Below are 23,771 nucleotides of genomic sequence, written 5' to 3' on the forward strand. Positions count from 1 at the left end.
GCAGTCGGTATGCAATAAAGCAACAAGCGGCCAGACGGCCGCTTGTTGCTTTATTGCGCCTCTGATCACATGCCGGGTTGATCGACCGCCACGGTGCAGGCCCATTGGTTTGCCTGGAAATCAGGCAATACCCATCAAAACGGGACCTTCAAGGTCCCGTTTTTGCTGCGCCACATCCTATCGAGCAATACCGCCCCACCTGGGTTTACTCGCCCTGGTACGTTCCACGCGAGACTGCATCACATAGCGCTGCAAGTGCCATGCGCAAAGAAGCAGAAATCTCCGTGTGATCGGCAATGCCGTCCTCAGTGAGCTTTGAGCCCAGAATTGGCACGGTAATGGATGCCCCTTCGACGATGTGGGCAGACATCACCGAGATTGTCTCGCGTAGCGCCGCCTGCGCATGAGTCGCGCGAGGAGATGCATTCAGAAGTGCAACGGGCTTATGAACAAAGGCTTCGCATCCCACCATCCAGTCGAGTGCGTTCTTCATGACCCCGGTGACCCCATGGGCATATTCCGGACTGGCAATGAGTAATGCATCCGAAGCAACGATATGCGAACGCAGCGTTGCCACCGGCAATGGATCACTGGCTTCCAGATCCGGATTAAAGAGCGGTAACTCACCGAGCCCCGGGTAAACACTGACCTCGACACCGCGTGGCGCCAAGCGCGCCATGGCACGTAGCAACGCGGAGTTGTGAGATGCCGCCCGAAGGCTGCCTGAGAGCGCGAGTATTTTCATGAACCTGCGTTGGAACTCCATGTACGGTTATGGCCGCATGATGTATCGAATTGCCGCCATGCGACAGACGCTTCGTCTGAATGAGCTGGACGCTGCCGTGGAAACGGGGGGTTCGCCACCAATCATGGCGTCGCGATTTGGCGCGTCTTGCCCGCCGTACTCCGGGTGCGCTAGGCTCGCCCGGTCCCCCTCATCCCCTTGCATCGCCATGTGGGGCTTCTCGCTGCAACCCACTATCGACTCCGCAACGCCAACGCTCAATGCACAAGTTATCTCATGCCGTCGCGGATAGCTGGGCACCGTACTCACACGAGGCGGTCTACAGTATTTCTTCCCTGGATGGAGGCTCCCGAATCCTGGCCGGTGTACCGGACGGGAATCCCACCCCTTTCACACACCTCGTCAGTTGCCTGGAACCGCCGTATTTCCTGCTCTACGTACTTCACACGCCTCGGGGCGAGGGCGATGCCGGCCGCTATCAGAGCCCGGCAATTTCCTTGGGGCAGTTTCAGGAATTCATGCAGCGGTTCGGCGGCTATTTGTCCTCCGATGCGCGGTTTGACATTTGGGCGCATTCCCCGGCCGAGCAAGCCACCATTGTCTGGGATAGGCACAATCAGCTTTTCGCGTACGGTCCGCTCGCCAAATTCTCTGCGGAACTCAATACGCTCGGATTTACTTCAGGTGACGCGGACATCCCGTTCCCGCATCAACACCACTATCGACAGGAGTTCGATGCGGACGCCAGCGCGCTGCTGGAAAGCTTCGTCTGGTCATACTCGACACTGCGCCCCGAAGATACTCAATGACGCCGAGCCCTAAGCGCCATTGAGCCAACTCGTACCGGCAAGTCGGCGTAGTTCGTCAATGCCGGCCCAGGGAACACTTGAAGGCGATACCAAGCGCTCCCCGGTTACCCTGCCGATAGGCCAGGCTGGGCCTGTCGGTGACCCTTTTCCCTTGGCCTCACCCGTGCAGCCCGAATGGGCTCGCTTCACCATGCCCAGCCGGGCATGCCCTGCTTCCAGCTTGTGCCACTTAGGCCATCACGGCGTGGTGGCCCGGTGCAGGACGATCGCCATCGCCAACCCCGCCGCAGCGGCAAGGGAGCCCACCAGGAACACGTCGGCGTAACCGGTACGGTCGGCCAGAAAACCCGCCAATGGCCCGGTCAGACCGTAGGCGATATCCTGGAAAGCCGAGAATCCACCCAGTGCCGTGCCGCGCAAATGGGGTGCAACACGGTGGACTACCTCGCGACCTATCGCGGGGAAGATCATCGAGCAGCCGACACCGGTGAGGAACGCGCCGGCAAGGGCCAGGGCCGGGCTGGTCGCCCCCCAGATCAGCGCCTGCCCCACGATCTCGACCGCCAGCGACCCGATGGCCACAGGCAAGCCACCGATACGGTCCGGCAATCGGCCGCAAAGCGCGCGAACCAACACGAATCCACCACCGAAGGCCGTCAGGCCCAAGCCGGCATGGGGCCAGCCCTGAGCCCGGAAATGCAGGACAAAGAACGCGCTGATTGCCGCAAAGCCGATGCCTTGCAGGCAGATGATGCTCCCGTACGCCCAGATGCGGCCCAGCACGATACGGAACGGCGGGCGTTCGGCGCCAGGGTGGGCGGCCACGCCCGGCAGGCGGCGGATCGCCACCAGCCCGATGCCGGGTAGCAGCGCACTGACCGCCATCGTGCCGGCGAAACCCAGCCACTCGAACAAGGCAAGGCCGATGGGACCGCCCACGGCGAGCGCGCCATAGACAGCGGCGCCGATCAGGGCCAGCGCACTGCCCGAACGGGCGGGGCCGACCAGGCCGATACCCCAGGCAATCACGCCGATGACGACCAGGCTCTCGCCCAGCCCAAGCAACAGCCGCCCGGCCAGCAGGATGAGGAAAGCGACCCAGGGCGATGCGAATGGCAGGCCCGCGACCAGCGCAACCAACGCACCCGCCACGTAGCAGGCGAGGCCACGTCCTGTCGCCACCTTCGCCCCAAGACGATCCGACAGGCTGCCGGCATGCCCCCGGCTGACGATGGTGGCGAAAAAGACGATGCCGACACCCAGCCCGGCCCAGACGTTGCCAAGGCCGAGCTGGCCGGTGATGTAGACCGGCACCACCGGCAGGGACATGCCGATGCAGAGATAGGAAATGAAGAGAATGGCAATCAGCAGCAGCAGGCGCCACTGCGTCGCATCACGGCTCAATAGGAAAGGCATGGCGATCTCCAGGCTTCACCATCGGCGCGGGCGCGCGCAGTCCGGCACGCTGATCGACAGAAGTCGCGGGGGGCGGCGATCGAGGTCAACACCGACGTGGTCCGACCGGGTGCCGGCGCGCCGCCGGCGATCGCATCCAGCGCTCAACCGAGCCACATCGAAAGCTCGACGTCCTCGGCAAACGGTGTAGAGAGGTAACCACCCGCCGGCAAACGCACCCGGGCCAGATAGTCCGGGCTGTAGTCGGCGTTGTCCGCGACAACGAATGCACCTGGCTTCAGTCGGGGTTCGACCAGATCGAGGATATCGCCGTAGAGCGCTTTGGCGCCGTCGAGCACGAGTAGGTCGATGGACGCCGGCAGGTCGGTACTCAGCGTCTGCAATGCGTCGCCCTCGCGAATTTCCACCAGATCGAGCAGGTCGCCCGCCGCGAGGTTTTCCCGCGCGCGAGCCACCTTGGAAGGCTCGAACTCACTGGTGATCAGGCGGCCATTGGCGCCGCAGTTGTCGCGGAGTGCTGCAGCGAGATGCAGGGTGGAGAGGCCAAACGATGTGCCGAACTCCACGATGGTGCGCGCGCCACTACTGCGCGCCAGCATGTAGAGCAGATTGCCGGTTTCGCGCGTGACGGCGAGCGGGCAATCCTTCAGCCGATGGTAGAGATCGCGGTACTCGACCCTGCTGCGCATCAGGCGATCCTGCTCCGCGTCGGGAAGATCGGCCACCGCGCGCGCTGTCGCCGGCGATGCGGCGTCGGCCTCGGCGAACAGGCGATCCAGCAAGGGACCAAGGGGGTTGGAAGTCAGCGTGGCCATGAGTGTGCTTTTGTGCTGTGGGAAGTGCTGCCATAATACGAATAAACATTCATGTTTTTCCATTCGCATTGAGCACCTCATCCATGCCCGAACGCCGCAGCCCGCAGATTACCTCGCGCAAGAAGCCGAAGCAGACGCGCTCCACCGACCTCGTGGCGGCCATTCTGGAAGCCGCTGTTCAGGTTTTGGCCAAAGAAGGTGCGCAGCGCTTCACCACCACGCGGGTAGCCGAGAAGGCTGGGGTCAGCGTCGGCTCGGTCTACCAGTACTTTCCCAACAAGGCCGCGATCCTGTTCCGGCTGCAAAGCGACGAGTGGCGCCAGACCACGGATCTGCTGCGCGCCATTCTCGAAGATCGGCGCAAACCACCGCTCGACCGGCTGCGCGAGCTGGTGCATGCCTTCATCCAATCGGAGTGCGACGAGGCCGGGATGCGCGTGGCGCTCAATGACGCAGCCCCGCTTTATCGGGATGCGCCCGAGGCCAGGGAGGCCAAGGCCGCCGGAGATCACGCCATGCAGGATTTCATGCGGGAAGTCCTGCCCGATGCCCCAGCGATCACGTGCGCGCTGGCTGGTGGTCTGATCACCGCAACGCTTGGCGCGGTGGGAAAGCAGTTTTCGGAAACACCCCGGGCCGCGGCCGAGATCAACGCCTACGCCGATGCCATGGCCGACATGTTCTGCGCTTATCTTCAACGCCTGGCACAGGGTTGAAACAGGTTGCGGGCAGCAATGGCAGTGTTCCGCCCCCGGCAACCAGCCTCGCCCCAACCCGCCGGCGACCGCTACCCCACCAACAGCGATTGCGCGCCGTCGATCCACACTGGTGTACCGGTAATGTGCGCCGCGCGCGGCGAAGCCAGGAACAGCGCCAGTTCCGCCACCTGCTCCGCGCTGCCCGGCTTGCCCGCGGTCAGCGGTACCTGACCCTGCGGATACGCCACCGCCGCGCGGATCGCGCCCAGGCCGCGCTGCTCGCTGCTGGCGGCAATATCGGTATCGATACTGCCAGGGCAGATTGCATTCACACGGATACCGGCCGGTGCCAGCTCCAGCGCCAGCATCTGCACCATTGCCACCTGCGCCGCCTTGGAGCAGGCATACGCGGTGGCGCCGCTATTGCTGAACATGCGCGTACCGTTGACGGACGCCGTGACCACGATCACGCCGCCCCCGGCGCGCTTCAGGTGCGGCACGGCGTAGTGCAGGGTGAGATAGGTACCACGCAGATTGGTCGCCAGCGTCCGGTCCCATTCTTCCGGGCGTAACTGATCAATCGGGGCCCAGGTACCGTTGACCCCGGCATTGGCGAAAACGATGTCCAGCCGGCCGAATTCGCCCAGCAACCGATCCACCGCTGCGGCCATCTGTGCATCGTCGGCAACATCGGCCATCAAGGGCAGCCCATGGCCACCGGCGCGAGCGATATCCGCCACCGTGGCATTCAGCTTGTCCATGCTGCGCGCCAGTACGCCCACCGCAGCGCCTTCCCGCGCCAGCGCCAGCGCCATCGCGCGACCGATCCCCGATCCGGCGCCGGTCACCAGCGCCACCTTGCCTTGCAGTTCCATGCACACCTCCCGCTTGCCTCGATTGGAAAGCGCGGGCGCAACGGCGTGAGGGGCAATGCTGCCCTTGCTTTAAGCGGGTAATGCGCTAGCGGGTGGTCGAACCAGGCAGTTTTTGCAACGCATCATGTAGGAACTACATGAAACAGGTTCGAACGGTCGTTATTTCCCGCCTGACGTGATACCCATATTCCGGCACGTTTTCTGCATAGAACCGCCAGTTCAAAATCCCGCAGAGGTGCCGCATGAAGCCAGCCAGCCCGCTCGATGTGCGCTTGTTCGACGATGTTCCGCTCCTGGATATCCCTTTTTCGCCGCAGGTCCATATCGAAGCGCTGGAAGACCCCGACGCAAACGCAGCCAGCCTGCTGGCCGGCCTGTTGCAGCCGCAGGCGCGGATCTGTCCCAAGCACCTCTACGACGCCCAGGGCTGCGCGCTGTATGGCGCCATCTGTACGCTGGATGAGTACTACCCCACCCGTACCGAGGCCGCGATCTTTGCCCGGCATCGGCGCGATATCGCCGCCAGGCTGCCGCGCAACTGCCAGTGGGTGGACCTGGGATGTGGCGACGGTGCCAAGGCGTTCGACTGGCTGGAGCACGTGGCAGCCACGCGCTACGTGGGTGTCGATATCGCCGAGGACTGGCTGCGTGACACGCTGGAACGGGGCGCAAAGCGGTTTCCCGATGTCGAGTTCGTCGGCATCGTCACCGACTTCACCCGGCCACTGTCGCTCTCGCATGTGCGCGACAGTGCGCACGACTACACGCCGGTGCTGTTCTACCCCGGCTCATCCATCGGCAATTTCGAGCCCGATGAGGCATTGGCATTGCTCAAGGCCATGCGGCAGCACCTGGGGCGCGATGGGCGGCTGCTGATCGGTGTCGATGCCCCGAAAGCGGTCGCCACACTGGAAGCCGCCTATGACGACGCGCTCGGCGTGACCGCGGCGTTCAACCGCAATGCATTGCGCGCGGTGAATCGCACGCTCGGCGCCAGTTTTGAGCCCGCCACCTTCGCTCACCGCGCGGTCTTCGACCCTGAACGCAGCCGGATCGAAATGCATCTGGTCGCGCTCCATGCGCAGACCGTGCGCCTGGGCGTCGCGCAGCGCCGTTTCGAGGCTGGCGAAACCATCGTCACCGAGCATTCCTACAAGTACACGCCCGAGCGGTTCGCCGAGCTGCTGTCGCAGGCGGGCTTTGGTCAGATCGACCGTTTCACCGACGAACGCGGCTGGTTCAATGTGTTCCTTGCCGCCCCGGCCGGGGCGCTGGAATGAGGTACGAGCGCGATCCCATCCTGGCGGCTCGGCAGGCGCAACTGCATGCCGCCCTGCGCGCCACGCGGAACCATACCGCGCGGCTGGTGGCCGGGCTGAGCGCCGAGGATTGCATGGTGCAATCGATGCCGGATGCCAGTCCGGTGAAATGGCATCTGGCCCATACCACGTGGTTCTTCGAGACGTTCATCCTCGAACGGGTGCAACCGGACTTCGTGCCATTCGATCCCGCCTATCGCGTGTTGTTCAACTCGTATTACGTCGGTGTCGGCCAGCGCCACCCTCGCCCGGCGCGTGGCGTGCTGTCGCGCCCCGGTCTGGAGGAAATCCACGCCTATCGCACCCACGTGGAGCGGGCGCTGGATGCGCTATTGCAATACCCGCTTGCCGTCGAACTGCTGGACCTGATCGAGCTTGGCGTGCACCACGAGCAGCAGCATCAGGAGCTGATCGTCACCGATCTCAAACACCATTTCTGGAGCAACCCGCTCCATCCGGCGCATGGGCCGTTGAGCGAAGCCCTGCCCGTGGCAGAAAGCGCCACCCGTTGGCTGCCATTCAGCGGCGGCTTGGTGGAAACCGGCCGGCGCGGTGCCGGCTTTGCCTTCGACAACGAGTCGCCACGCCATGGCGTATGGCTGCAACCGTTCCAGTTGGCGGCGCGCCCGGTCAGCAATGCGGAGTACCTCGCCTTCGTCGAGGACGGCGGCTATCGTCGCCCGGAACTCTGGCTGTCGGAGGGCTGGGATACCCAGCAACGCGAGGGCTGGCGGGCGCCGCTGTACTGGCACGACGATCTGCGCGGACACTACACGCTGGGCGGCGATCGCGCGCTGGCGCCGGGCGAGCCGGTCTGTCACGTCAGTTACTACGAGGCCGACGCCTACGCCCGCTGGGCCGGCTCCCGATTGCCGCTGGAAGCGGAGTGGGAACACGCGGCATCGTCGGCGTGGCCATTGCGCGCAGGCGAAGGCAACTTCCTGGAAAGTGGCCGCCTGCACCCACGTGCCGCGCAGGAACAGGGATTGAGCCAGTGCTTCGGCGATGTGTGGGAATGGACGGGCAGTGCCTACCTGCCCTATCCCGGCTTCCAGCCGGCGAGTGGCGCGGTGGGCGAATACAACGGCAAGTTCATGATCAACCAGATGGTGTTGCGCGGCGGCTCCTGCGCCACACCACGCGAGCATATCCGCCCTGCCTATCGCAATTTCTTCCCACCGGGTGCGCGCTGGCAGTTCAGCGGCATCCGTCTGGCGCGACATCTCCGCGAATGAAGATCATGCGGCGAGACCGCCGGGGCCGCCTCATGCCAGGTGATATTTCATCCAGAATGCCTCCCGGCAGGCATTTTCGAATCGCTTGCGCGCGGGGCGAACAGGCAATAACGGCGATGCCATGACATCGTAGGTGATCCAGCATTCGGCACACGCCAGCTCGCTGGGCGCCAGATCCTGCTCCACCTGTTTCCGGATCGCCACGCCGTTGCTGAAGCGGTACACGGTTCGCATCTGTTGCACGGTCACCCCTTGATCCACCCAACCGTGTTCGGTGGTCACCTGTTCAACCACCGTCACGGGGCCGGGCCGGCCATGAATGACACCGACGTAGGTTTCGAGGCGCGCCAGCACGTGGATATCGTCAATCTCCAACCCAGCTTCGATCACAGGACGTAGCGCGCCAGGTCCTCGTCCTTGGCCACCGCGCCCAGTCGTGCTTCCACGTAGGCGGCATCCACCCGAATCGCACCGGTACGGGCATCGAACGATACTTCTTCCAGCAGCTTTTCCATCACGGTGTGCAGGCGGCGCGCGCCGATGTTCTCGGTGCTCTCGTTCACCTGCCAGGCAATCTCGGCCAGCCGGCGAATGCCGTCGTCGGTGAAATCCAGCTCGACACCCTCGGTGGCGAGCAGCGCCTGGTATTGCTTGGTCAGGCAGGCATCGGTGCCGGTGAGGATGCGGCCGAAATCCTCGACGGTGAGCGATGCCAGTTCGACGCGGATCGGTAGCCGGCCCTGCAATTCCGGGATGAGGTCGGATGGCTTGGCCAACTGGAATGCGCCGCTGGCGATGAACAGCACGTGATCGGTCTTGATCATGCCGTATTTGGTGGTCACGGTCGTGCCTTCCACCAGCGGCAGCAGGTCGCGCTGCACGCCCTGGCGGCTGACTTCGCCAGCGGCGCCTTCCGCGCGGCTGGTCACCTTGTCGATCTCGTCGATGAAGACGATGCCGCTTTGCTCGACCGCGTGCACGGCCTCGCTGCGCAGGTCTTCATCGTTCACCAGCTTGGCCGCCTCTTCGTCGGTCAGCAGCTTGAGCGCATCGGGTACCTTCAGCTTCTGCGACTTTTTCTTGCCCGCGAACGCGCCCTTGAACATGTCCTGGATCTGGCTGGTGAAATCTTCCATGCCCGGTGGACCCATCACATCCATCGCCGGAGGCGCGACGCTGACCTCGACTTCCACTTCCTTATCGTCCAGCCTGCCCTCGCGCAGCATTTTGCGGAATTTCTGCCGCGTTTCGCGGCCGGTTTCGGCATCGTCATCGACGCTGGCAAACGGGCTTTTCGGTGGCGGCGGCAACAGGATGTCGAGCAGGCGATCTTCCGCGGCATCCTCGGCACGGGTGCGCTGGCGGCGGATCGCCGCATCCCGCACCTGTTTGAAGGCGATCTCCGCCAGATCGCGGATGATGCTGTCCACATCCTTGCCGACATATCCGACTTCGGTGAACTTGGTCGCCTCCACCTTGATGAAGGGCGCATCGGCCAGCCGTGCCAGCCGCCGCGCAATCTCGGTCTTGCCGACGCCGGTCGGGCCGATCATCAGGATGTTCTTGGGCGTGATCTCGTGCCGCAACGGCTCGTCCACCTGCTGGCGACGCCAGCGGTTGCGCAATGCGATGGCCACCGCCTTCTTGGCATCGCGCTGGCCGACGATATGTTTGTCGAGTTCGTGGACGATTTCCTGCGGGGTCATCTGGCTCATGGCGGCGAACGGCGGCTGATTGCGAATACAGCCCAAGCTTGGGGCTGTTTGCCGATTTTAAAGCGCCGCTGTGACGTTTCAGCCGGGCGCGGGCCTGTTATCGTCACCCGGATGAAAACCCTTACCCCCCGCCTGCTGCTGCCGACCTGCCTGCTGCTGATGTACGTGGTCTGGGGGTCCACCTACCTGGCCATCCGTATCGCGGTGGCGGAACTGCCGCCGCTGATGCTGGCGGCAATGCGCTTTCTCGCCGCCGGCGGCCTGATGCTGGCTTTCCTGCGCTGGCGCGGCGTGCCGTGGCCACGCTGGGTGGAGGTACGCAACGCCGGCATCATGGGCCTATTGATGCTGGGCGTGGGCAATGGCGCGGTCTGTGTGGCCGAGGAAACCGTCCCGTCCGGCCTGGCCGCGTTGCTGGTGGCCTGCGGCCCGTTGTTCGCGATCCTGATCGCCTGGGCCTGGGGCAGCCGGCCGCGCGCCGGCGAATGGGTGGGAATCGGCCTGGGGCTGGCAGGCGTGGCCATCCTCAACTTCGATGCGCATCTGGCGGCCAGCCCCAAGGGCTTCATCCTGATCGTGATCGCCGCCGCCACCTGGGCATTCGCCTCGGTGTTGCAGGCACGGATCGCCATGCCGGCCGGACCGATGTCGGCGGCGATCCAGATGGCGGTCGGTGGCGCCGGCCTGGTGCTCGCATCCGCCGCAACGGGTGAGCGCATCCCGACCGAAGTGCACTGGCACGGCTGGGCCGCCCTGGCCTACCTGACTGTGTTCGGCTCGCTGGTGGCCTACAACGCCTACGTCTACGTGCTGCGCCATGCGCGTCCGGCACTGGCGATGAGCTACGCCTATGTGAACCCCGCCATCGCGGTGGCACTGGGCGCGCTGCTGGCGAACGAAACGATGTCGCTGCCCATCGGCCTGGGCATGGCGGTGATCCTGAGCGGCGTAGTGCTGATCGCACTGGGTAACCAGCGCCGCTAGCCGCAACCGGCACGGCACAGGGGCCAGGCCGCCGTTTCTGACAGCCCTTTCAAACCTGTATGTTCTTTTGCCATATGCCATGCGTCTGTCTGACGCCCTCCGCCCAACCACCTTTTGCCGCATCGGCCCAGACGTGGCGTGCCTTGCGGTAACCCTCCACACAGTTTTGCCGACGTTGCGCACGCCAGCCACGGTCACCTTTCTATACTGGGCATTCAGATGCCTGGAAGGAAAAAGATCATGCAGATTACTGCGGACGAGGACTGGCTGATCGACGATAGCAAAACGCTGGAACAGGCGGCACTGATCGACCCCTGGAATGTGTTGATCGTGGATGACGAACCGGACATCCATCAGGTGACCCGACTGGCACTGGGCAGCGTGCAGTTCCTGGGGCGCCCCCTCAATCTGCTGTCCTGTTATTCCGGCCATGAGGCGGTGGAATTTCTCGCCAGCCGCGACGATGTGGCGTTGATCCTGCTCGATGTGGTGATGGAATCCGAGGAGGCAGGCCTGCGAACCGCACGCCTGGTACGCGAGCAACTGGGCAACCACCGCGTGCGCATCATCCTGCGCACCGGCCAGCCTGGCGCGGCGCCGGAGCGCGAGGTGATCGAGAGCTACGACATCAACGACTACAAGGCCAAGACCGAGCTCACCCGCGACAAGCTGTACACCGCCGTGCTGGGCACGCTGCGCTCCTACCGCGACATCATGCTGATCGAGCAGCAACGCCAGATGCTGGAGGCCAACCGGCGGGGGTTGCTCAAGGTGGTCGATGCCTCGTCCACCATTTTCCGCCTGCAATCGATGCAGCAATTCGCGCAAGGCGTGCTGGAACAGCTCCAGGCCCTGTTGTTTTTCGAACAGGAGGCGCTGTATGTCGTGGTGAACGGGGCGGTATCAGCCGTGGAGCGCGATCAGGGCATGACCGTGCTGTATGCCACCGGCGGCTATGCGGATTTGCGCGGCAAGCCCCTGGCCGAAGCCGACCTGTCACGCTTCGGTCCCGCCATCGACCTGGCCATCCGCCAGGGCAGCAGTGTGTTCGGCCACGACCACTTCGTCGGCTTTTTCCACTCGCCGCATGGCGCGGCCAACCTGCTGATCATCGATGGACCGGTGGCGCTCTCCAACGCTGACCGCGAGCTGGTGGAGCTATTCTGTCGCAATGTCGCCATCGCCTTCGACAACCTGATCCAGCACGAGGAGACGGACCTCACCCAGCGCGACATCATCCATCGCCTGGCCGAAGTGGTCGAAACTCACGGCCAGGCGCCCGGCCAGCACAAACGGCGGGTGACGCTGCTCGCCGGCCTGCTTGCCGAGGAGTTGGGCTGGAAGGCGCACGAGATCGCGCAGTTGCAGGCTGCCGTGCCGTTGTACGACATCGGCAAGGCCGCGATTGCCGACGCTGTCCTGCGCAAGCCGGCGACGCTGGACGAGGCGGAAAGGCACATCATGGAGACCCACGCCGCGCTGGGCCGCGACCTGATGGGAAAAGCCGGTAACCGCACCTTGCAGTTGGCCGCGCGCATCGCGCATCAGCACCACGAACGCTGGGATGGCACCGGTTACCCCCAGGGCCTGGCGGGTGAAGCCATCGATCCGGCCGCGCGCATCGTGGCGTTGCTCGATGTCTACGACGCGCTGGGCCACGCCCGCGTCCACCGGCCACCCTGGCCGCGCGAGGACGTACTGGAAGCGCTTCGCCTGGGGCGCGCAAGCCAGTTCGATCCCGCCGTGGTGGACGCCTTCTTCAAAGTGCTGCCCCGGGTCGAGGCCATCGCGGCACAATGGCCCGATGCGGCCTACCTGCACTGAACCGCTGGGGCGCGCAGGCGGATAGCCGGGATCGGGTACGTGGCCGGCGCGCGTGCTTGATCCACCCCGGTATTCTGATCGCGGAATGGCACAGACGGCCAAGCTTACAGCCTGTACAATCAACGGTTTCCGACAATTTGCCGCCATTTCGCCATGTCCGAAACCACCCCCGACTATCTCGAACGTATCCTGGCCGCCCGCGTGTACGACGTGGCCGTGGAAACGCCGCTGGAACCCGCCCCCAACCTCTCGCGCCGCATCGGCAACAAGGTGCTACTCAAGCGCGAGGACGTGCAGCCGGTGTTCAGCTTCAAGATTCGTGGCGCGTACAACCGGATGGTGAAGCTCACCCGCGCCGAGCTGGAACGTGGCGTGATCTGTGCATCCGCCGGCAACCACGCCCAGGGCGTGGCGCTGTCGGCGCAGATGCTGCAATGCCGCGCCACCATCGTGATGCCGGCCACCACGCCGCACATCAAGGTGGACGCCGTGGCGCGTCGGGGTGCCGAAGTGGTGCTGGTGGGCGATTCGTTCTCGGACTGCTATCTGCACGCGATGAAGATCACCGAGGAAACCGGCGCCACCTTCATCCACCCGTACGACGATCCCGACGTGATCGCCGGCCAGGGCACCATCGGCATGGAAATCCTGCGCCAGCATCCGGATACGCTGGATGCGATCTTCATTCCCGTCGGCGGCGGGGGGCTGATCGCGGGCATAGCCGCGTATGTGAAGCGTCTGCGCCCGGAGGTGAAGATCATCGGCGTGGAACCGACCGACGCCAATGCCATGTACTTGAGCCTGAAACTGAACGAGCGCGTGAACCTGCCCCAGGTCGGCATCTTTGCCGACGGTGTGGCGGTAAAGCAGGTGGGCGAGGAAACCTTCCGCCTGTGCCGCGAGTTGGTGGACGACGTGATCCTGGTCGATACCGACGCGATGTGCGCCGCGATCAAGGACGTGTTCGAGGACACGCGCTCGATCCTGGAGCCGGCCGGCGCGCTGGCCATTGCCGGCGCCAAGCTGTGGGCCGCCCGCGAGAATGTGCAGGACCGCACGTTGGTGGCGATCGCCTCGGGCGCAAACATGAATTTCGACCGGCTGCGCTACGTGGCGGAACAGGCGGAAATGGGCGAGGAGCGCGAGGCCATCATCGCCGTGACCATTCCCGAGCGGCCGGGTGCATACCGCGATTTCTGTTCGCTGCTGGGCGCACGCAACGTTACCGAATTCAACTATCGCTACGCCAACGATAACGTGGCGCATATCTTCGTCGGGCTCTCGATCCAGAATCGCGCCGAAGTGGCCGAGCTAATCGGGCGGCTGGCCGATCACGGGCTGGCGGCGGTCGATCTGACCGACAATGAAACCGCCAAGCTGCATATCCGCCACCTGGTCGGCGGGCGGGCGCCGCACGCCCGGAACGAGCGGCTGCTGCGCTTCGAGTTCCCGGAACGTCCGGGCGCGCTGATGAACTTCCTGAACCAGATGGGCGGCGACTGGAACATCAGCCTGTTCCACTACCGCAATCACGGCGCCGACTATGGCCGGGTGCTGATCGGCATCCAGGTACCCGATAGCGATGACGCGGCGTTCACTGCCTTCCTCGACAAGCTGGGCTACCCGTACTGGCTGGAAAGCGACAATCCGGCCTATACCTTGTTCCTGTCCTGAGTGGATTTGCCAGCAAAAAGGCCACGGTTCCCCCCGTGGCCTTTTCGTTGGGAATGCCGTATTCACTCCAGTGCAGCGCGCGCATTACCGAGGATTTCGGCCACCAGCGGTGCAAAGGTATCCAGGATTTCGTATTCGTCCTGCCCGGGCGCGCCCATCTTCACCGTCGGATTACGCCAGCGCATGCCGGAAACACGCGGAGCACGCGCCGAGGTATGGAACTCGCGACATCCAGTGACCTTGACCAGCTCGCCGATGTTGTTGGCGCGAACCCCCGCACCCGGCATGACCGCCAGCCGTCCCGCGGCAATGCGATTCAGCTCCGCCAGCAACAACGCTCCTTCCAGCGCGCTGGGCGCCTGACCGCTGGTCAGCAGGCGATTGCAGCCGGCGCCAATGACGTCTTCCAGTGCCTTCAGCGGCTCGCGCGCCACGTCGAAGGCACGATGGAAGGTGACCTGCATCGGTGCCGCCAGTTCGACCAGTTGCCGAGTGCGGTCCACATCCACATCGCCGTCGGCAGTCAACAGGCCGATCACCACGCCGTCGGCGCCCAGCTTCTTGCACGCCAGCACATCGCGCTTCATCACTTCGAATTCGACTTCGTCGTAAAGGAAATCACCGCCGCGTGGCCGAATGATGACATTGAGCGTGATCCACAGCCGGTCGCGTGCGGCGGCAATGGCGCCATGCGACGGTGTGGTGCCACCTTCGAACAGGTTGTCGCAGAATTCGACCCGCACCGCGCCGCCCTCCTGCGCCGCCAGCGCCGAAGCCACCGAGCCGGCGCAGATTTCAAGCTGGATATCGTCGGACATCACGCCACTCCAGAAGATTGACCCTTGCATGCTGGCGCAGCGCCCGCGTCGGAGCAAGCCACACTTCACCCAAGCGCCGGATTCGGCAAGCCAGGCCAGCCTCAGGGAAACCGCGCCAGCGCCAGTTCCAGGAACACCATTGCCGCCGGGGTGGGGTGGCGCGACCAGGTGCAGTACACCCGGCGGGACGGCGCGTCGCGTACGGGCAGGATGACCAATCCGCCCAGGCCGGGCGCGGTGCGCGCCGGCACCAGGCCGATGGCCAGTTGTCGCCGGACGATGCGGGCCAGCAGATCCACGTGTCCGACTTCGAAATGGATGTGCCGGTCGTAACCCGCCGCGCGGAAGGCCTCGTCAGTCTGACGTCGCGCACCACTGCCGGTGTAGTAATCGACCAGCGGTTCGGCGGCAAGCTGGGCCAGGCACACTTCAGTCTGCGTCGCCAGCGGATGCCCTTCCCAGACCACCGCCACCAACGCTTCTTCCTCCAGCAGCCTTGCCTGCAAGCCTTCGATGCGCTCGCCCGGCCACAGGCCAACGAAGGCGACATCCAGCCGGTGCTCCAGGATATCGACCAGCATGGTCTCGCTCATTCCCATTTGCAAGCGCACATCCACCTGTGGATGCCGTTGATGAAAATCGGCGAGCAGATCGACCGGTTCCAGAACCGTTAATGCGGAGATCATCCCCACCGACAAGGTGCCGCGAACCTGGCCGCCGACGGCGGCCACTTCTTCTTTCAACCGCGCAGCTTCATGCAGCAACCGGCGCGCCGCGATCACGAATGCCTGCCCGGCGGGGGTCAACCGGGTGCGGCGTGCACCGCGTTCGAACAGCGCGGTGCCCAGTGTTTCCTCCAGTCGGGCGATCTGGTGGCTGAGCGCGGACTGCACGGTATGGCAGCGTTGGGCCGCGCGGGTGAAGTTTTCTTCCTCCGCCACGGCCAGCGCCAATTCGATCTGCCGCAGATTCATGGCATCGTATTTTTAGATTGAAACCATGAAAACAATACATTGGCGAGATGAATGTGGCGAGTGGATACTGAGAGCCTTTCCCATCTGGCCATCATGCAATGACAAGCCCGCCCCCTGTTCTGACACCGCGCCTGGTGGCACTGATGGCATTCGCCACCGGTCTGACCGTGGCCAGCAACTATTACGCGCAGCCGCTGCTGGGCACCTTGGCCAGTGCCTTCGGCATGTCCGAAGCCATGGCCGGCTTTATCGTCACCACGGCACAGCTCGGCTATGCGCTGGGGCTGGTCTTTCTCGTTCCGTTGGGCGACGTGATGGAGCGGCGCGGCCTGATCGTCGGCATGACGCTGCTGGCGGCATGCGGACTGGCCATCACCGCCAGTGCGCACAGCGTGACGCAGATCCTGATCGGCACGGCGCTGACGGGCTTGTTCGTGGTGGTGGCGCAGGTGCTGGTGCCGTTCGGCGCCGCACTGGCCGCGCCGGATCAGCGTGGACGGGTGGTCGGCACACTGATGAGCGGGCTGCTGCTGGGTATCCTGCTGGCGCGTACCGCCGCCGGCTTGCTGGCCGAAGTGGGTGGCTGGCGTACCGTGTACTGGGTGGCGGCACCGTTGCTGGTGCTGACGGCATTGGCGCTCTGGCGCGCCTTGCCGACACACCGTGAACCGAGTGGGCTGAGTTATCCACAGTTGCTGGCATCGGTGCTGCGCTTGTTCACCGAGGTACCGGCCTTGCGCCTGCGAGCGGCATTGGGCGCGTTTTCCTTCGCCATCTTCAGCGTGCTCTGGACGTCCATGGCCTTTCTGCTGGCCAATGCGCCCTTCCATTTTTCGGAGGCGACCATCGGGCTATTCGGTCTGGTGGGCGCAGCCGGGGCGCTGGCCGCCACCCAGGCGGGCCGGATGGCGGATCGTGGTGGCGCCAATCGCACGACCACGGTGGGGCTGGTACTGCTGCTGCTGTCCTGGCTGCCCATCGCCGTTGCCCAACAGTCGCTGGCGGCCTTCGTCGTCGGCGTCCTGGTGCTGGATCTGGCGGTACAAGCGGTGCATGTGAGCAACCAGAGCGTGCTGTACAAGCTGCGGCCCGATGCCCGCAGCCGGATGACCGCCGCCTACATGACCAGCTATTTCATTGGCGGCGCGGCCGGTTCGCTGCTGTCCGCTTCCGCCTATCACGCGGCAGGCTGGTATGGCGTGTGCGTAGCGGGTGGCGCCATCAGTTTCGCCGCGCTGGTGACCTGGGGATTGAGCCTGATGCGCCGTACCGTGACCGCCTGATCACCGCAGCATCGGGGAGGGGGCATGCCCTGCCTCTCCTTGATTCAACCCATGCAAAACGGCGGCCCGTGGGCCGCCGTTCTGTTTACAGCACAACGATTACTTGGTGTTGTCGATCACTACCTGCCCGTTGTGAACCACCTTGCCGCGGAACATGTAGTCCACGCAGGCCTGGTAATCACCCGGGTTGGCCAGCGAGAACGGCATCTGGTAATCCACCAACTGGCAGGCCCAGCTCACGCCACCTGGGTTGTTGGCGTTATAGCCCCAGTTCTTGTCGAGGTAGGTCTTGGTCGCAGCGGCCGATCCGGACTGGAAGCCCTTCATGTTGGCGCAACCCAGCGGCTCGTCGGCCGGCACCGGCACATTCAGCACGCTGGCGATGTCCCGGTAGGCCGCGATACGGTTCTGCACCTGCGACTTCTCGGCGCCACCACCACCGCACTCGATGCCGCCGTTGATGATGAACACGGTGGCGCCGAAGCCCGGCTTCATATTGTTGGCGAGGTCGACCGCGTTCGGTTGCCAGGTACCGTCCACCACCCAGGTCATCGGCGGCTTGGGCGATTGCGGGTACACAGCGAACCAGATGGCCGAGGCGAAGTTGAGCCAGGTATCGGCAACGCGAGCCGGGTTGTCCAGCAGCACGTTCACATCACCATAGAGCGACTTGCTGAACGGACCGTAGTTGTAGTTCCAGGACAGTTGCTTGGAACCACGGCCGAAGTAGTCGATGAAGCTACCCTGGCTGTTCTGCGCGCACGGGTAGAAGACCGAGAAGATCGAGCTGCCGGCACCACGGAAGCAATCCTGATATGCGCCGACCGACGAACCTTCGTTGTAGCCCGATTCACGCAGGTACCACAGTGCCTGCCGGTAGGTCGGGATGACTTCGCTCTGCGACATGGTCGCCAGCACCGGGTTGTTGTGCTCCGGATAGGTACGCGCGGTGGCGACGGTCAGCGACGGCCAGTTGGCACCGGTTTCCTGGACGAAGTGTGCAAACGAGGTAGCCAGCAGCTTGCGGCAGATGGCATCGGCGTCGCGGCCGTCGGTGTAGTTGTCGCAGTAGGCCGGGAACTTGGCCACGCCGCGCAGGAAGTTGGTGTAGGTGTAGTTGATGTGGCGGATCGGGAACATCTCGTCGAAACGAGCCTCACCCATCACGCGCTCGACACGCTTGACGTTGTCCGGGTTGGCAGCACGGCCCGGCACCACGGCTTCCACCTGGGCATCCGGCAGCACGCGCAGCGCGGCGCGGATACGGTTGATGGCCTGGGCGTCGGTACCAGCCTGTGCCATCAGCGCGTTTTCAGCGGCGGTGAACTGCGCGGCGGTCGGATAACCGGCCGGTGCAGCAATGTAGGTGATCTGCGGCTTGTAACCAGCCGGTGCAGGCGTCGGGGTGACGACCGGGGTCGGCGTAACGACTGGCGTCGGGGTCACAACCGGGGTCGGAGTCGGGGTGACGACCGGCGTCGGAGTGGGGGTGACCACCGGGGTCGGCGTGGGCGTCACGACCGGCGTCGGGGTCGGAGTCACCACCGGTGTCGGAGTCGGCGTACCGCCGCAGGGGCCGATCAGCTTCCACACACCCCATTCACCGGACTGCGTGGGGTTGTCGCCCTTCGTCCACCACTTGGCTTCATAGATGTTGCCGTTGTAGCTGGCACGATTGCCACCGTTGTAGACAGTACCGGCATCCCAGGCTGCGCCGCAGTTGCCAGCGGGGGTTGCGGCCGGTGTGGCGCTAGGCGTGACCACCGGCGTTGCGGTCGGCGTCACCACGGGCGTGGCAACCGGTGTCGGCTTGGGTGTGGGAGTGGGAGTGACTACCGGCGAGGGCGTCGGGGTTGGAACCGATGTGCTGGTACCAACGTTCTTCCACAAGGTCGGCGTTCCCGCCGGGTTCCAGTTGGCGCCGGTATAGGCGGTATGGGTGACCAGGGCCTGGTAATCGACGCCGTTGTAGGTCACCAGGGTGCCAGCGGTATAGGTGATCCCTTCTTCCCATGCCACATAGGCGTGGGCGGAAGAGGCGTTCATCAGCACGGGGCCGAACGTGCCCAATGCGATCAGGCACGCCATCGATAGCTTGCGCATGCGCGGAATGTTCATCGCTCCATCCTTGTTAAAGTTGTAGTGATCTTGTCGACTGTTACAAACGTCGCCGGCGCTCATCATAACGCAGCGTTGTAAGTAACAAAGAGCCCCCTCCGCCTACCCGCCTGGCCCCCATCCCGCGTGTCAGCATCCAGAGGGTCGTGCCCTGACGCCGAAGGCCGCATCCCTGTTGGCTCGAACCGGCGCGCAGGTGTTTTTTGCGTGATGGCGCACCCCAGTCCCTCACGCTTATCTCCGACAATTGGTATCCACATGGAGAGAAGGAACAGACCAGTTTTGCTGTGATAGCAATAACTTTCAGCAGGCCCCGACTGCCAACCATTATCGGGATGGACCTTGCGTATGGGTTCCGGGCGACAGGCGCCTAGCTATTCGACCGCGGTATGGTGTAGCACCAGTTTCAGCGAGAAGATCGGCGAATTTTGTCAGTTTGAATTCAGCAAACTTACCGCCGTGGCATACCGGTTACGTGCCGCTCGACCCCCACAGGCCCGCCTCATTCAGAACGGCCAACTGCTCATTGAAAGCCGGTTGCAGGAAGAACTCGCCCGCCGCTGGCGGCAATGCCAGCGAAAGCTCGCCACCCTGCCAGGGCAGGCGCAGCGCATAGGCGTGCAGATAGCCGCGATCCGCCGGGCTACCGCCATAGCGCTCATCGCCCAGGATCGGCGCACCGATACTTTTCATCGCAACGCGCAGTTGATGGGTGCGGCCTGTGTGGGGATACAGCGCGAACATCCGCTTTCCGCCCTCCAGTGCGGTGCTATGAAACCGGGTCACCGCGCGCAGCGTCGGCTCCCGCGTCAAACGCCAGCTTCCATTGCGGGCCGGCGCCATGCCGCCGCTGATCAATCCCTGCTTCTTGGTGGGTTTGCGGTCGGAGATGGCCAGATAGCATTTCGAGATCCGCCGCGATTCGAATAGTTGGCCCAGCTCACGCGCGGCATCGCCATGACGCGCCACCAGCACCAGGCCGGAGGTGATCCGGTCCAGGCGATGTACCGCGTGGAGCGTCTGGTGGCCCTCCTCCCGCAATGCATCCAGCATGCCGGGATCGCTTCCCTCGCGATGAAAACTCATGCCTGGCGGTTTATAGGCCACCAGAAAATCGTCGTGCGTCATCACGACCTGCGCCCGCCAGGCATTGGCGACAGCAAGCAGTTGCAAAGGGGGTGAGGCAGGCGGAAAGGGTTGTTCTGACACGTGCTAAAGTCCGGACTTTGCCGTGGGAGCGCGGGCATGAAGCTTATCATCGTCGCCGTCGGCCACAAGATGCCGGGCTGGATCGAAGCGGCCTTCGGCGAATACCGCAAACGGCTGCCACGCGAGTTCGCGCTCTCGCTGGTGGAGCTGAAACCGGACAAGCGCTCCGGCGGCCGTACGCCGCAACAGGTGATGGCCGAGGAGGCGGACCGCATCCTGGCCGCCATTCCGCAAGGCGCCCGGCTGATCGTGCTGGATGAGCGCGGCGCCAACTGGACCACCATGAAGCTGGCCGAAGCCATGAAGACATGGCACACCGACGGGCGTGACGTGGTGTTCGTGATCGGCGGCACCGACGGACTGGATCCACGCGTCAAGGACAAAGCCGACCAGTTGCTGCAACTATCCGCCCTGACCCTGCCGCACGGCATGGTACGCGTGCTGCTGGCGGAGCAGCTTTATCGGGCGTACAGCATCCTGCACAACCATCCCTATCATCGCGAGTAGTCTGGCGGTACGTGCGAATGGCCCACTTGCTCGTTTACTCGAAGTAGTGGACACCTCCACCAAGAGCGCAGTGATCGCGGCAAAAGGTGTGGTCATAGGATAAATGAATGTGCCAATACGGGCTGGATATCACCAGCACCGGTCATTCGAAGATTCGGCCCTGGCGACGCTCTGGCGCCATATATATATAAGCGGTATTCCCCAGCTACAATCGCGCCATTCATTTCATCCGAGCCGATATGGATCTTTACCTCGCCTCCGCCAGCCCCCGACGCCGCGAACTGCTCGCCCAGATCGGCGTGGCGTTCGAACGTATTGCCGCGCCGGTGGATGAAACACCCTTGCTGAATGAAGATCCGCACGGTTATGTCTTGCGACTGGCGCGCGCCAAGGCTCAGGCCGGCTGGCTGGCCCTTCAATCACAAGGCCTGCCCCCGCACCCGGTTCTTGCCGCGGATACCACGGTGGTGCTGGATGGAGAACTCCTCGGCAAGCCCGATGATGCGAACCACGCAAGTCAGATGTTGCGTCGCCTGTCCGGCGGCACCCATCTGGTTTTGACCGCATTGGCCGTAACAGAACAGGACAAGGTGGAAACGGTGTTGTCGGAAAGCCGCGTCACCTTCATGCCACTGAGCGATGCCCAGATTGCCGCCTACGTGGCAAGTGGCGAACCCATGGACAAGGCCGGCGCTTACGGAATCCAGGGCCGCGCGGGCCTGTTCGTCGCCCATCTGGAAGGCAGCTTTACCGGGGTGGTAGGCCTGCCGCTGCACGAAACAGCGCAGCTCCTGGCGCGATGGGGCCTGGGCGCGTTGGCCTGACTCAAATTTCTACAGACAAAGAGGGCGCCCGCTTGGGCGCCCTGTCAATTGCTCGCGTAGGGGAGAAACGCTCCCGACGGTGGGAGAACCTTCCTCACCACAAGTTCACGGGTGGTTAGCGCTACCCGCCAGCCGGGCGACCTCTTCCTCATTCAGCATCCGCCATTGCCCTTTGGGCAAATCTCCCAATGGCAAGGAACCGATCGCCACACGCACGAGCCGCAGGGTTTCCACCCCCTGCGCGGTCAGCAAACGGCGGATATGGCGGTTTCGTCCTTCATCCAACACAACCTCCAGCCAGCTATTGCGCTCGCCGTTGCGCAACAGGGTGACGAATTTGGCGGAAAGCACCTCGCCATCCATCCTCACCCCTTGGATCATCGCATCAAGCAGCGAATCGTCGGCGATCCGGTCGATTTGAACATGGTAGGTCTTGTCCAGATGACTGGCAGGGTCAGTGAGCCTGGCGGCCCAGCCGGTATCGTTACTGAAGAGCAACAACCCCTCGCTGGCCTTGTCCAGCCGCCCCACAGGCCCTATCCACGGTAGCTGGGCGTTTGCGAGACATTCATAAACCGTCCCGCGGCCTTGCTCGTCCTGCGCGGTGGTCACCAGACCTCGCGGCTTGTTCAGCATCAGATAGACCTTGCGCTCGACGGCGATCTCCCGGCCATCCACGCGGAAAACGTCCACTTCCAAGGAAACCCACGCCAGCGGATCACGCACGATTTTGCGATTCACCGAGACCCGGCCTTCGACCACCAGGGCCTCGGCCTGATTGCGGGAACAAAAGCCCAGTTTCGACAGAGCCCGACCGAGCTGTGTTCGCTTGGTAGGCCGCGCGGGTTGTCGGGGGATCGCCATATCGATTCCTGTCTGGAGAGCGCAAGAAGGCAGCGGCCGGATTTTGTAAGGCGAGGTGACGATTTTCGTCACTTTTCATAGTTCAGCGATAGGTCCGCCAGCCCAAGCGACTGAACAAACAAACTCCGCTGATCGGCGACGACAGGAGGCGCCATACCACAGTACCAAAGCAAAAGCCCGCCGAAGCGGGCTTTTTTGCCTGAAACCTATGGTGCCGTTGAAGTGAATCGAACACTCGACCTACTGATTACGAATCAGTTGCTCTACCGACTGAGCTACAACGGCGCGGAGCGCGATAATAACGCAAACCCAGCCTACATCCAAGTCCGCACCCATTGTTCTGCCAACAACACGATTTTGCGGAAAGTGCCCATCCACCACAGCGGAGCTCGCACCTGCAACATGGCACGGGGTTTGCTTAATACCCTTCACGCCCCTTCGGGGAGGTAGACAACGCTACAGGAGCGCTCTCACATGAAAAAGCTTCAGAAGGGTTTCACCCTGATCGAACTGATGATCGTGGTTGCCATTATCGGCATTCTGGCCGCCATCGCCATTCCCCAGTTCACCGAATACACCAAGAAGAGCGAGAACAAGTCGGCTCAATCCGACGCTCGCAACTTCCTGACTGCCGCAGTCGCCAACTCGCAGAACTAAGCACATAGGTTCATAGGAGATAGCAACATGAAACTGATTCAAACCATTCTGGCGGTTGGCGTACTCTCCATTTCCGTTAGCGCATTTGCCGCGGATGTTTGCGATGGCAAAGCCGCGGGGACACAGCCGGTCACCGCTGTAGCAGACAACGCCGGCTTCATTATCAACAACTTTGATATGAAGTGCTCGGCCAATGTGATACTCAAGTACGAAGAAGATGGCACCGCCAGCGTAGCGGTGGGTGCTGTTTCGGTGAAGGGCAACCGCATGTTTGGCGGGAGCTCCGAAGGTGGTGCCGTCCGCGACCTGGATGCGTGTGCCGAGAAAGTTTGTGATGATGCGGATGCCGGAACGGCTGTAGGAAAAGCAGCTGGTAGCGGATCGTAAGCAAAGTTTTTGAATTGCTCA

22 protein-coding genes, 1 tRNA gene and 1 pseudogene are annotated in these 23,771 nt (G+C 63.5%); 12 read left to right on the plus strand and 12 right to left on the minus strand.

What is annotated here, in order from left to right; translation table 11 throughout:
- Window positions 1–205: 205 nt before the first annotated feature.
- Window positions 206–745: an NADPH-dependent FMN reductase gene (locus FAZ21_RS03285; RefSeq protein ID WP_211243350.1), complete on the minus strand. Its 540-nt coding sequence runs from the start codon at window positions 743–745 to the stop codon at window positions 206–208.
- Window positions 746–1,005: 260 nt separating this feature from the next.
- Here FAZ21_RS03285 and FAZ21_RS03290 point away from each other — a divergent pair, with 260 nt between their 5' ends.
- A complete protein-coding gene (locus tag FAZ21_RS03290) occupies window positions 1,006–1,554 on the plus strand; it encodes a hypothetical protein (RefSeq protein WP_136771854.1) in 549 nt (182 codons plus the stop codon).
- 237 nt (window positions 1,555–1,791) lie between these two features.
- Here FAZ21_RS03290 and FAZ21_RS03295 read toward each other — a convergent pair whose 3' ends face one another.
- On the minus strand, window positions 1,792–2,970 hold the full coding sequence (locus tag FAZ21_RS03295; protein ID WP_136771855.1) for an MFS transporter: 1,179 nt from the start codon (window positions 2,968–2,970) through the stop codon (window positions 1,792–1,794).
- Between the two features lie 143 nt (window positions 2,971–3,113).
- A complete protein-coding gene (locus FAZ21_RS03300) occupies window positions 3,114–3,785 on the minus strand; it encodes an O-methyltransferase (RefSeq protein WP_136771856.1) in 672 nt (223 codons plus the stop codon).
- An 83-nt stretch (window positions 3,786–3,868) separates the two neighbouring features.
- On the opposite strand from FAZ21_RS03300, the gene FAZ21_RS03305 reads away from it, so the two are divergent.
- Window positions 3,869–4,501 (plus strand): TetR/AcrR family transcriptional regulator, encoded by a 633-nt coding sequence (locus tag FAZ21_RS03305; RefSeq protein ID WP_136771857.1) that lies wholly within the window; start codon window positions 3,869–3,871, stop codon window positions 4,499–4,501.
- 71 nt (window positions 4,502–4,572) lie between these two features.
- On the opposite strand, the gene FAZ21_RS03310 is transcribed toward FAZ21_RS03305, so the two are convergent.
- Window positions 4,573–5,358 carry an SDR family oxidoreductase gene (locus FAZ21_RS03310; RefSeq protein ID WP_136771858.1) on the minus strand — a complete coding sequence of 262 codons (786 nt, stop codon included), beginning with the start codon at window positions 5,356–5,358 and terminating at the stop codon, window positions 4,573–4,575.
- 242 nt (window positions 5,359–5,600) lie between these two features.
- On the opposite strand from FAZ21_RS03310, the gene egtD reads away from it, so the two are divergent.
- Window positions 5,601–6,638 carry an L-histidine N(alpha)-methyltransferase gene (gene egtD, locus FAZ21_RS03315; protein ID WP_211243351.1) on the plus strand — a complete coding sequence of 346 codons (1,038 nt, stop codon included), beginning with the start codon at window positions 5,601–5,603 and terminating at the stop codon, window positions 6,636–6,638.
- Complete coding sequence (gene egtB / locus FAZ21_RS03320; RefSeq protein ID WP_136771859.1) at window positions 6,635–7,912, plus strand: ergothioneine biosynthesis protein EgtB; 1,278 nt, start codon at window positions 6,635–6,637, stop codon at window positions 7,910–7,912. The genes egtD and egtB overlap by 4 nt, the downstream gene beginning before the upstream one ends.
- Window positions 7,913–7,942: 30 nt before the next feature.
- Here the strand turns inward: egtB and FAZ21_RS03325 are convergent, their stop codons facing one another.
- Complete coding sequence (locus tag FAZ21_RS03325) at window positions 7,943–8,302, minus strand: hypothetical protein (protein WP_211243352.1); 360 nt, start codon at window positions 8,300–8,302, stop codon at window positions 7,943–7,945.
- Window positions 8,299–9,627 carry an ATP-dependent protease ATPase subunit HslU gene (hslU, locus tag FAZ21_RS03330; RefSeq protein ID WP_136771860.1) on the minus strand — a complete coding sequence of 443 codons (1,329 nt, stop codon included), beginning with the start codon at window positions 9,625–9,627 and terminating at the stop codon, window positions 8,299–8,301. Before hslU ends, FAZ21_RS03325 begins: the two co-directional genes overlap by 4 nt.
- A gap of 111 nt (window positions 9,628–9,738) precedes the next feature.
- Here hslU and yedA point away from each other — a divergent pair, with 111 nt between their 5' ends.
- From yedA to ilvA, 3 genes are all read left to right on the plus strand, one after another.
- Window positions 9,739–10,611 (plus strand): drug/metabolite exporter YedA, encoded by an 873-nt coding sequence (yedA, locus tag FAZ21_RS03335; protein WP_136771861.1) that lies wholly within the window; start codon window positions 9,739–9,741, stop codon window positions 10,609–10,611.
- A gap of 240 nt (window positions 10,612–10,851) precedes the next feature.
- Window positions 10,852–12,435: a response regulator gene (locus FAZ21_RS03340; protein WP_169307228.1), complete on the plus strand. Its 1,584-nt coding sequence runs from the start codon at window positions 10,852–10,854 to the stop codon at window positions 12,433–12,435.
- Window positions 12,436–12,588: 153 nt separating this feature from the next.
- Window positions 12,589–14,109: a threonine ammonia-lyase, biosynthetic gene (gene ilvA, locus FAZ21_RS03345; protein WP_136771863.1), complete on the plus strand. Its 1,521-nt coding sequence runs from the start codon at window positions 12,589–12,591 to the stop codon at window positions 14,107–14,109.
- Window positions 14,110–14,171: 62 nt separating this feature from the next.
- Here ilvA and FAZ21_RS03350 read toward each other — a convergent pair whose 3' ends face one another.
- Complete coding sequence (locus tag FAZ21_RS03350; protein WP_136771864.1) at window positions 14,172–14,927, minus strand: copper homeostasis protein CutC; 756 nt, start codon at window positions 14,925–14,927, stop codon at window positions 14,172–14,174.
- A 101-nt stretch (window positions 14,928–15,028) separates the two neighbouring features.
- Window positions 15,029–15,901, minus strand: coding sequence for a LysR family transcriptional regulator (locus FAZ21_RS03355; protein ID WP_136771865.1), 873 nt, complete (start codon window positions 15,899–15,901; stop codon window positions 15,029–15,031).
- A 143-nt stretch (window positions 15,902–16,044) separates the two neighbouring features.
- Between FAZ21_RS03355 and FAZ21_RS03360 the strand changes: the two genes are divergently transcribed.
- A complete protein-coding gene (locus FAZ21_RS03360; protein WP_246038464.1) occupies window positions 16,045–17,184 on the plus strand; it encodes an MFS transporter in 1,140 nt (379 codons plus the stop codon).
- Window positions 17,185–17,283: 99 nt separating this feature from the next.
- Here the strand turns inward: FAZ21_RS03360 and FAZ21_RS03365 are convergent, their stop codons facing one another.
- The gene (locus FAZ21_RS03365; protein ID WP_373279521.1) at window positions 17,284–19,272 is read right to left on the minus strand and encodes a glycoside hydrolase family 19 protein; all 1,989 of its coding nucleotides are present in this window, start codon (window positions 19,270–19,272) and stop codon (window positions 17,284–17,286) included.
- A 501-nt stretch (window positions 19,273–19,773) separates the two neighbouring features.
- Entirely contained in the window at window positions 19,774–20,511 is a 738-nt protein-coding gene (locus tag FAZ21_RS03370; RefSeq protein WP_246038465.1) for a pseudouridine synthase, read from the minus strand.
- A 36-nt stretch (window positions 20,512–20,547) separates the two neighbouring features.
- Here FAZ21_RS03370 and rlmH point away from each other — a divergent pair, with 36 nt between their 5' ends.
- A complete protein-coding gene (gene rlmH, locus FAZ21_RS03375; RefSeq protein WP_136771868.1) occupies window positions 20,548–21,018 on the plus strand; it encodes a 23S rRNA (pseudouridine(1915)-N(3))-methyltransferase RlmH in 471 nt (156 codons plus the stop codon).
- Between the two features lie 239 nt (window positions 21,019–21,257).
- Window positions 21,258–21,842 carry a Maf family protein gene (locus FAZ21_RS03380; protein ID WP_136771869.1) on the plus strand — a complete coding sequence of 195 codons (585 nt, stop codon included), beginning with the start codon at window positions 21,258–21,260 and terminating at the stop codon, window positions 21,840–21,842.
- Window positions 21,843–21,947: 105 nt separating this feature from the next.
- On the opposite strand, the gene FAZ21_RS03385 is transcribed toward FAZ21_RS03380, so the two are convergent.
- Window positions 21,948–22,706 (minus strand): pseudouridine synthase, encoded by a 759-nt coding sequence (locus FAZ21_RS03385; protein WP_136771870.1) that lies wholly within the window; start codon window positions 22,704–22,706, stop codon window positions 21,948–21,950.
- Window positions 22,707–22,915: 209 nt separating this feature from the next.
- A tRNA-Thr gene (locus FAZ21_RS03390) sits at window positions 22,916–22,991 on the minus strand.
- A 189-nt stretch (window positions 22,992–23,180) separates the two neighbouring features.
- On the opposite strand from FAZ21_RS03390, the pseudogene FAZ21_RS21205 reads away from it, so the two are divergent.
- Together FAZ21_RS21205 and FAZ21_RS03400 are read left to right on the plus strand one after the other, a co-directional pair.
- Window positions 23,181–23,268, plus strand: a pseudogene (locus tag FAZ21_RS21205) (prepilin-type N-terminal cleavage/methylation domain-containing protein); the annotation flags it as partial.
- 122 nt (window positions 23,269–23,390) lie between these two features.
- Window positions 23,391–23,750, plus strand: coding sequence for a hypothetical protein (locus tag FAZ21_RS03400; protein ID WP_136771872.1), 360 nt, complete (start codon window positions 23,391–23,393; stop codon window positions 23,748–23,750).
- Window positions 23,751–23,771 lie beyond the last annotated feature (21 nt).

The organism is Chitiniphilus eburneus, assembly GCF_005048205.1.
GTDB classification, from domain to species: domain Bacteria; phylum Pseudomonadota; class Gammaproteobacteria; order Burkholderiales; family Chitinibacteraceae; genus Chitiniphilus; species Chitiniphilus eburneus.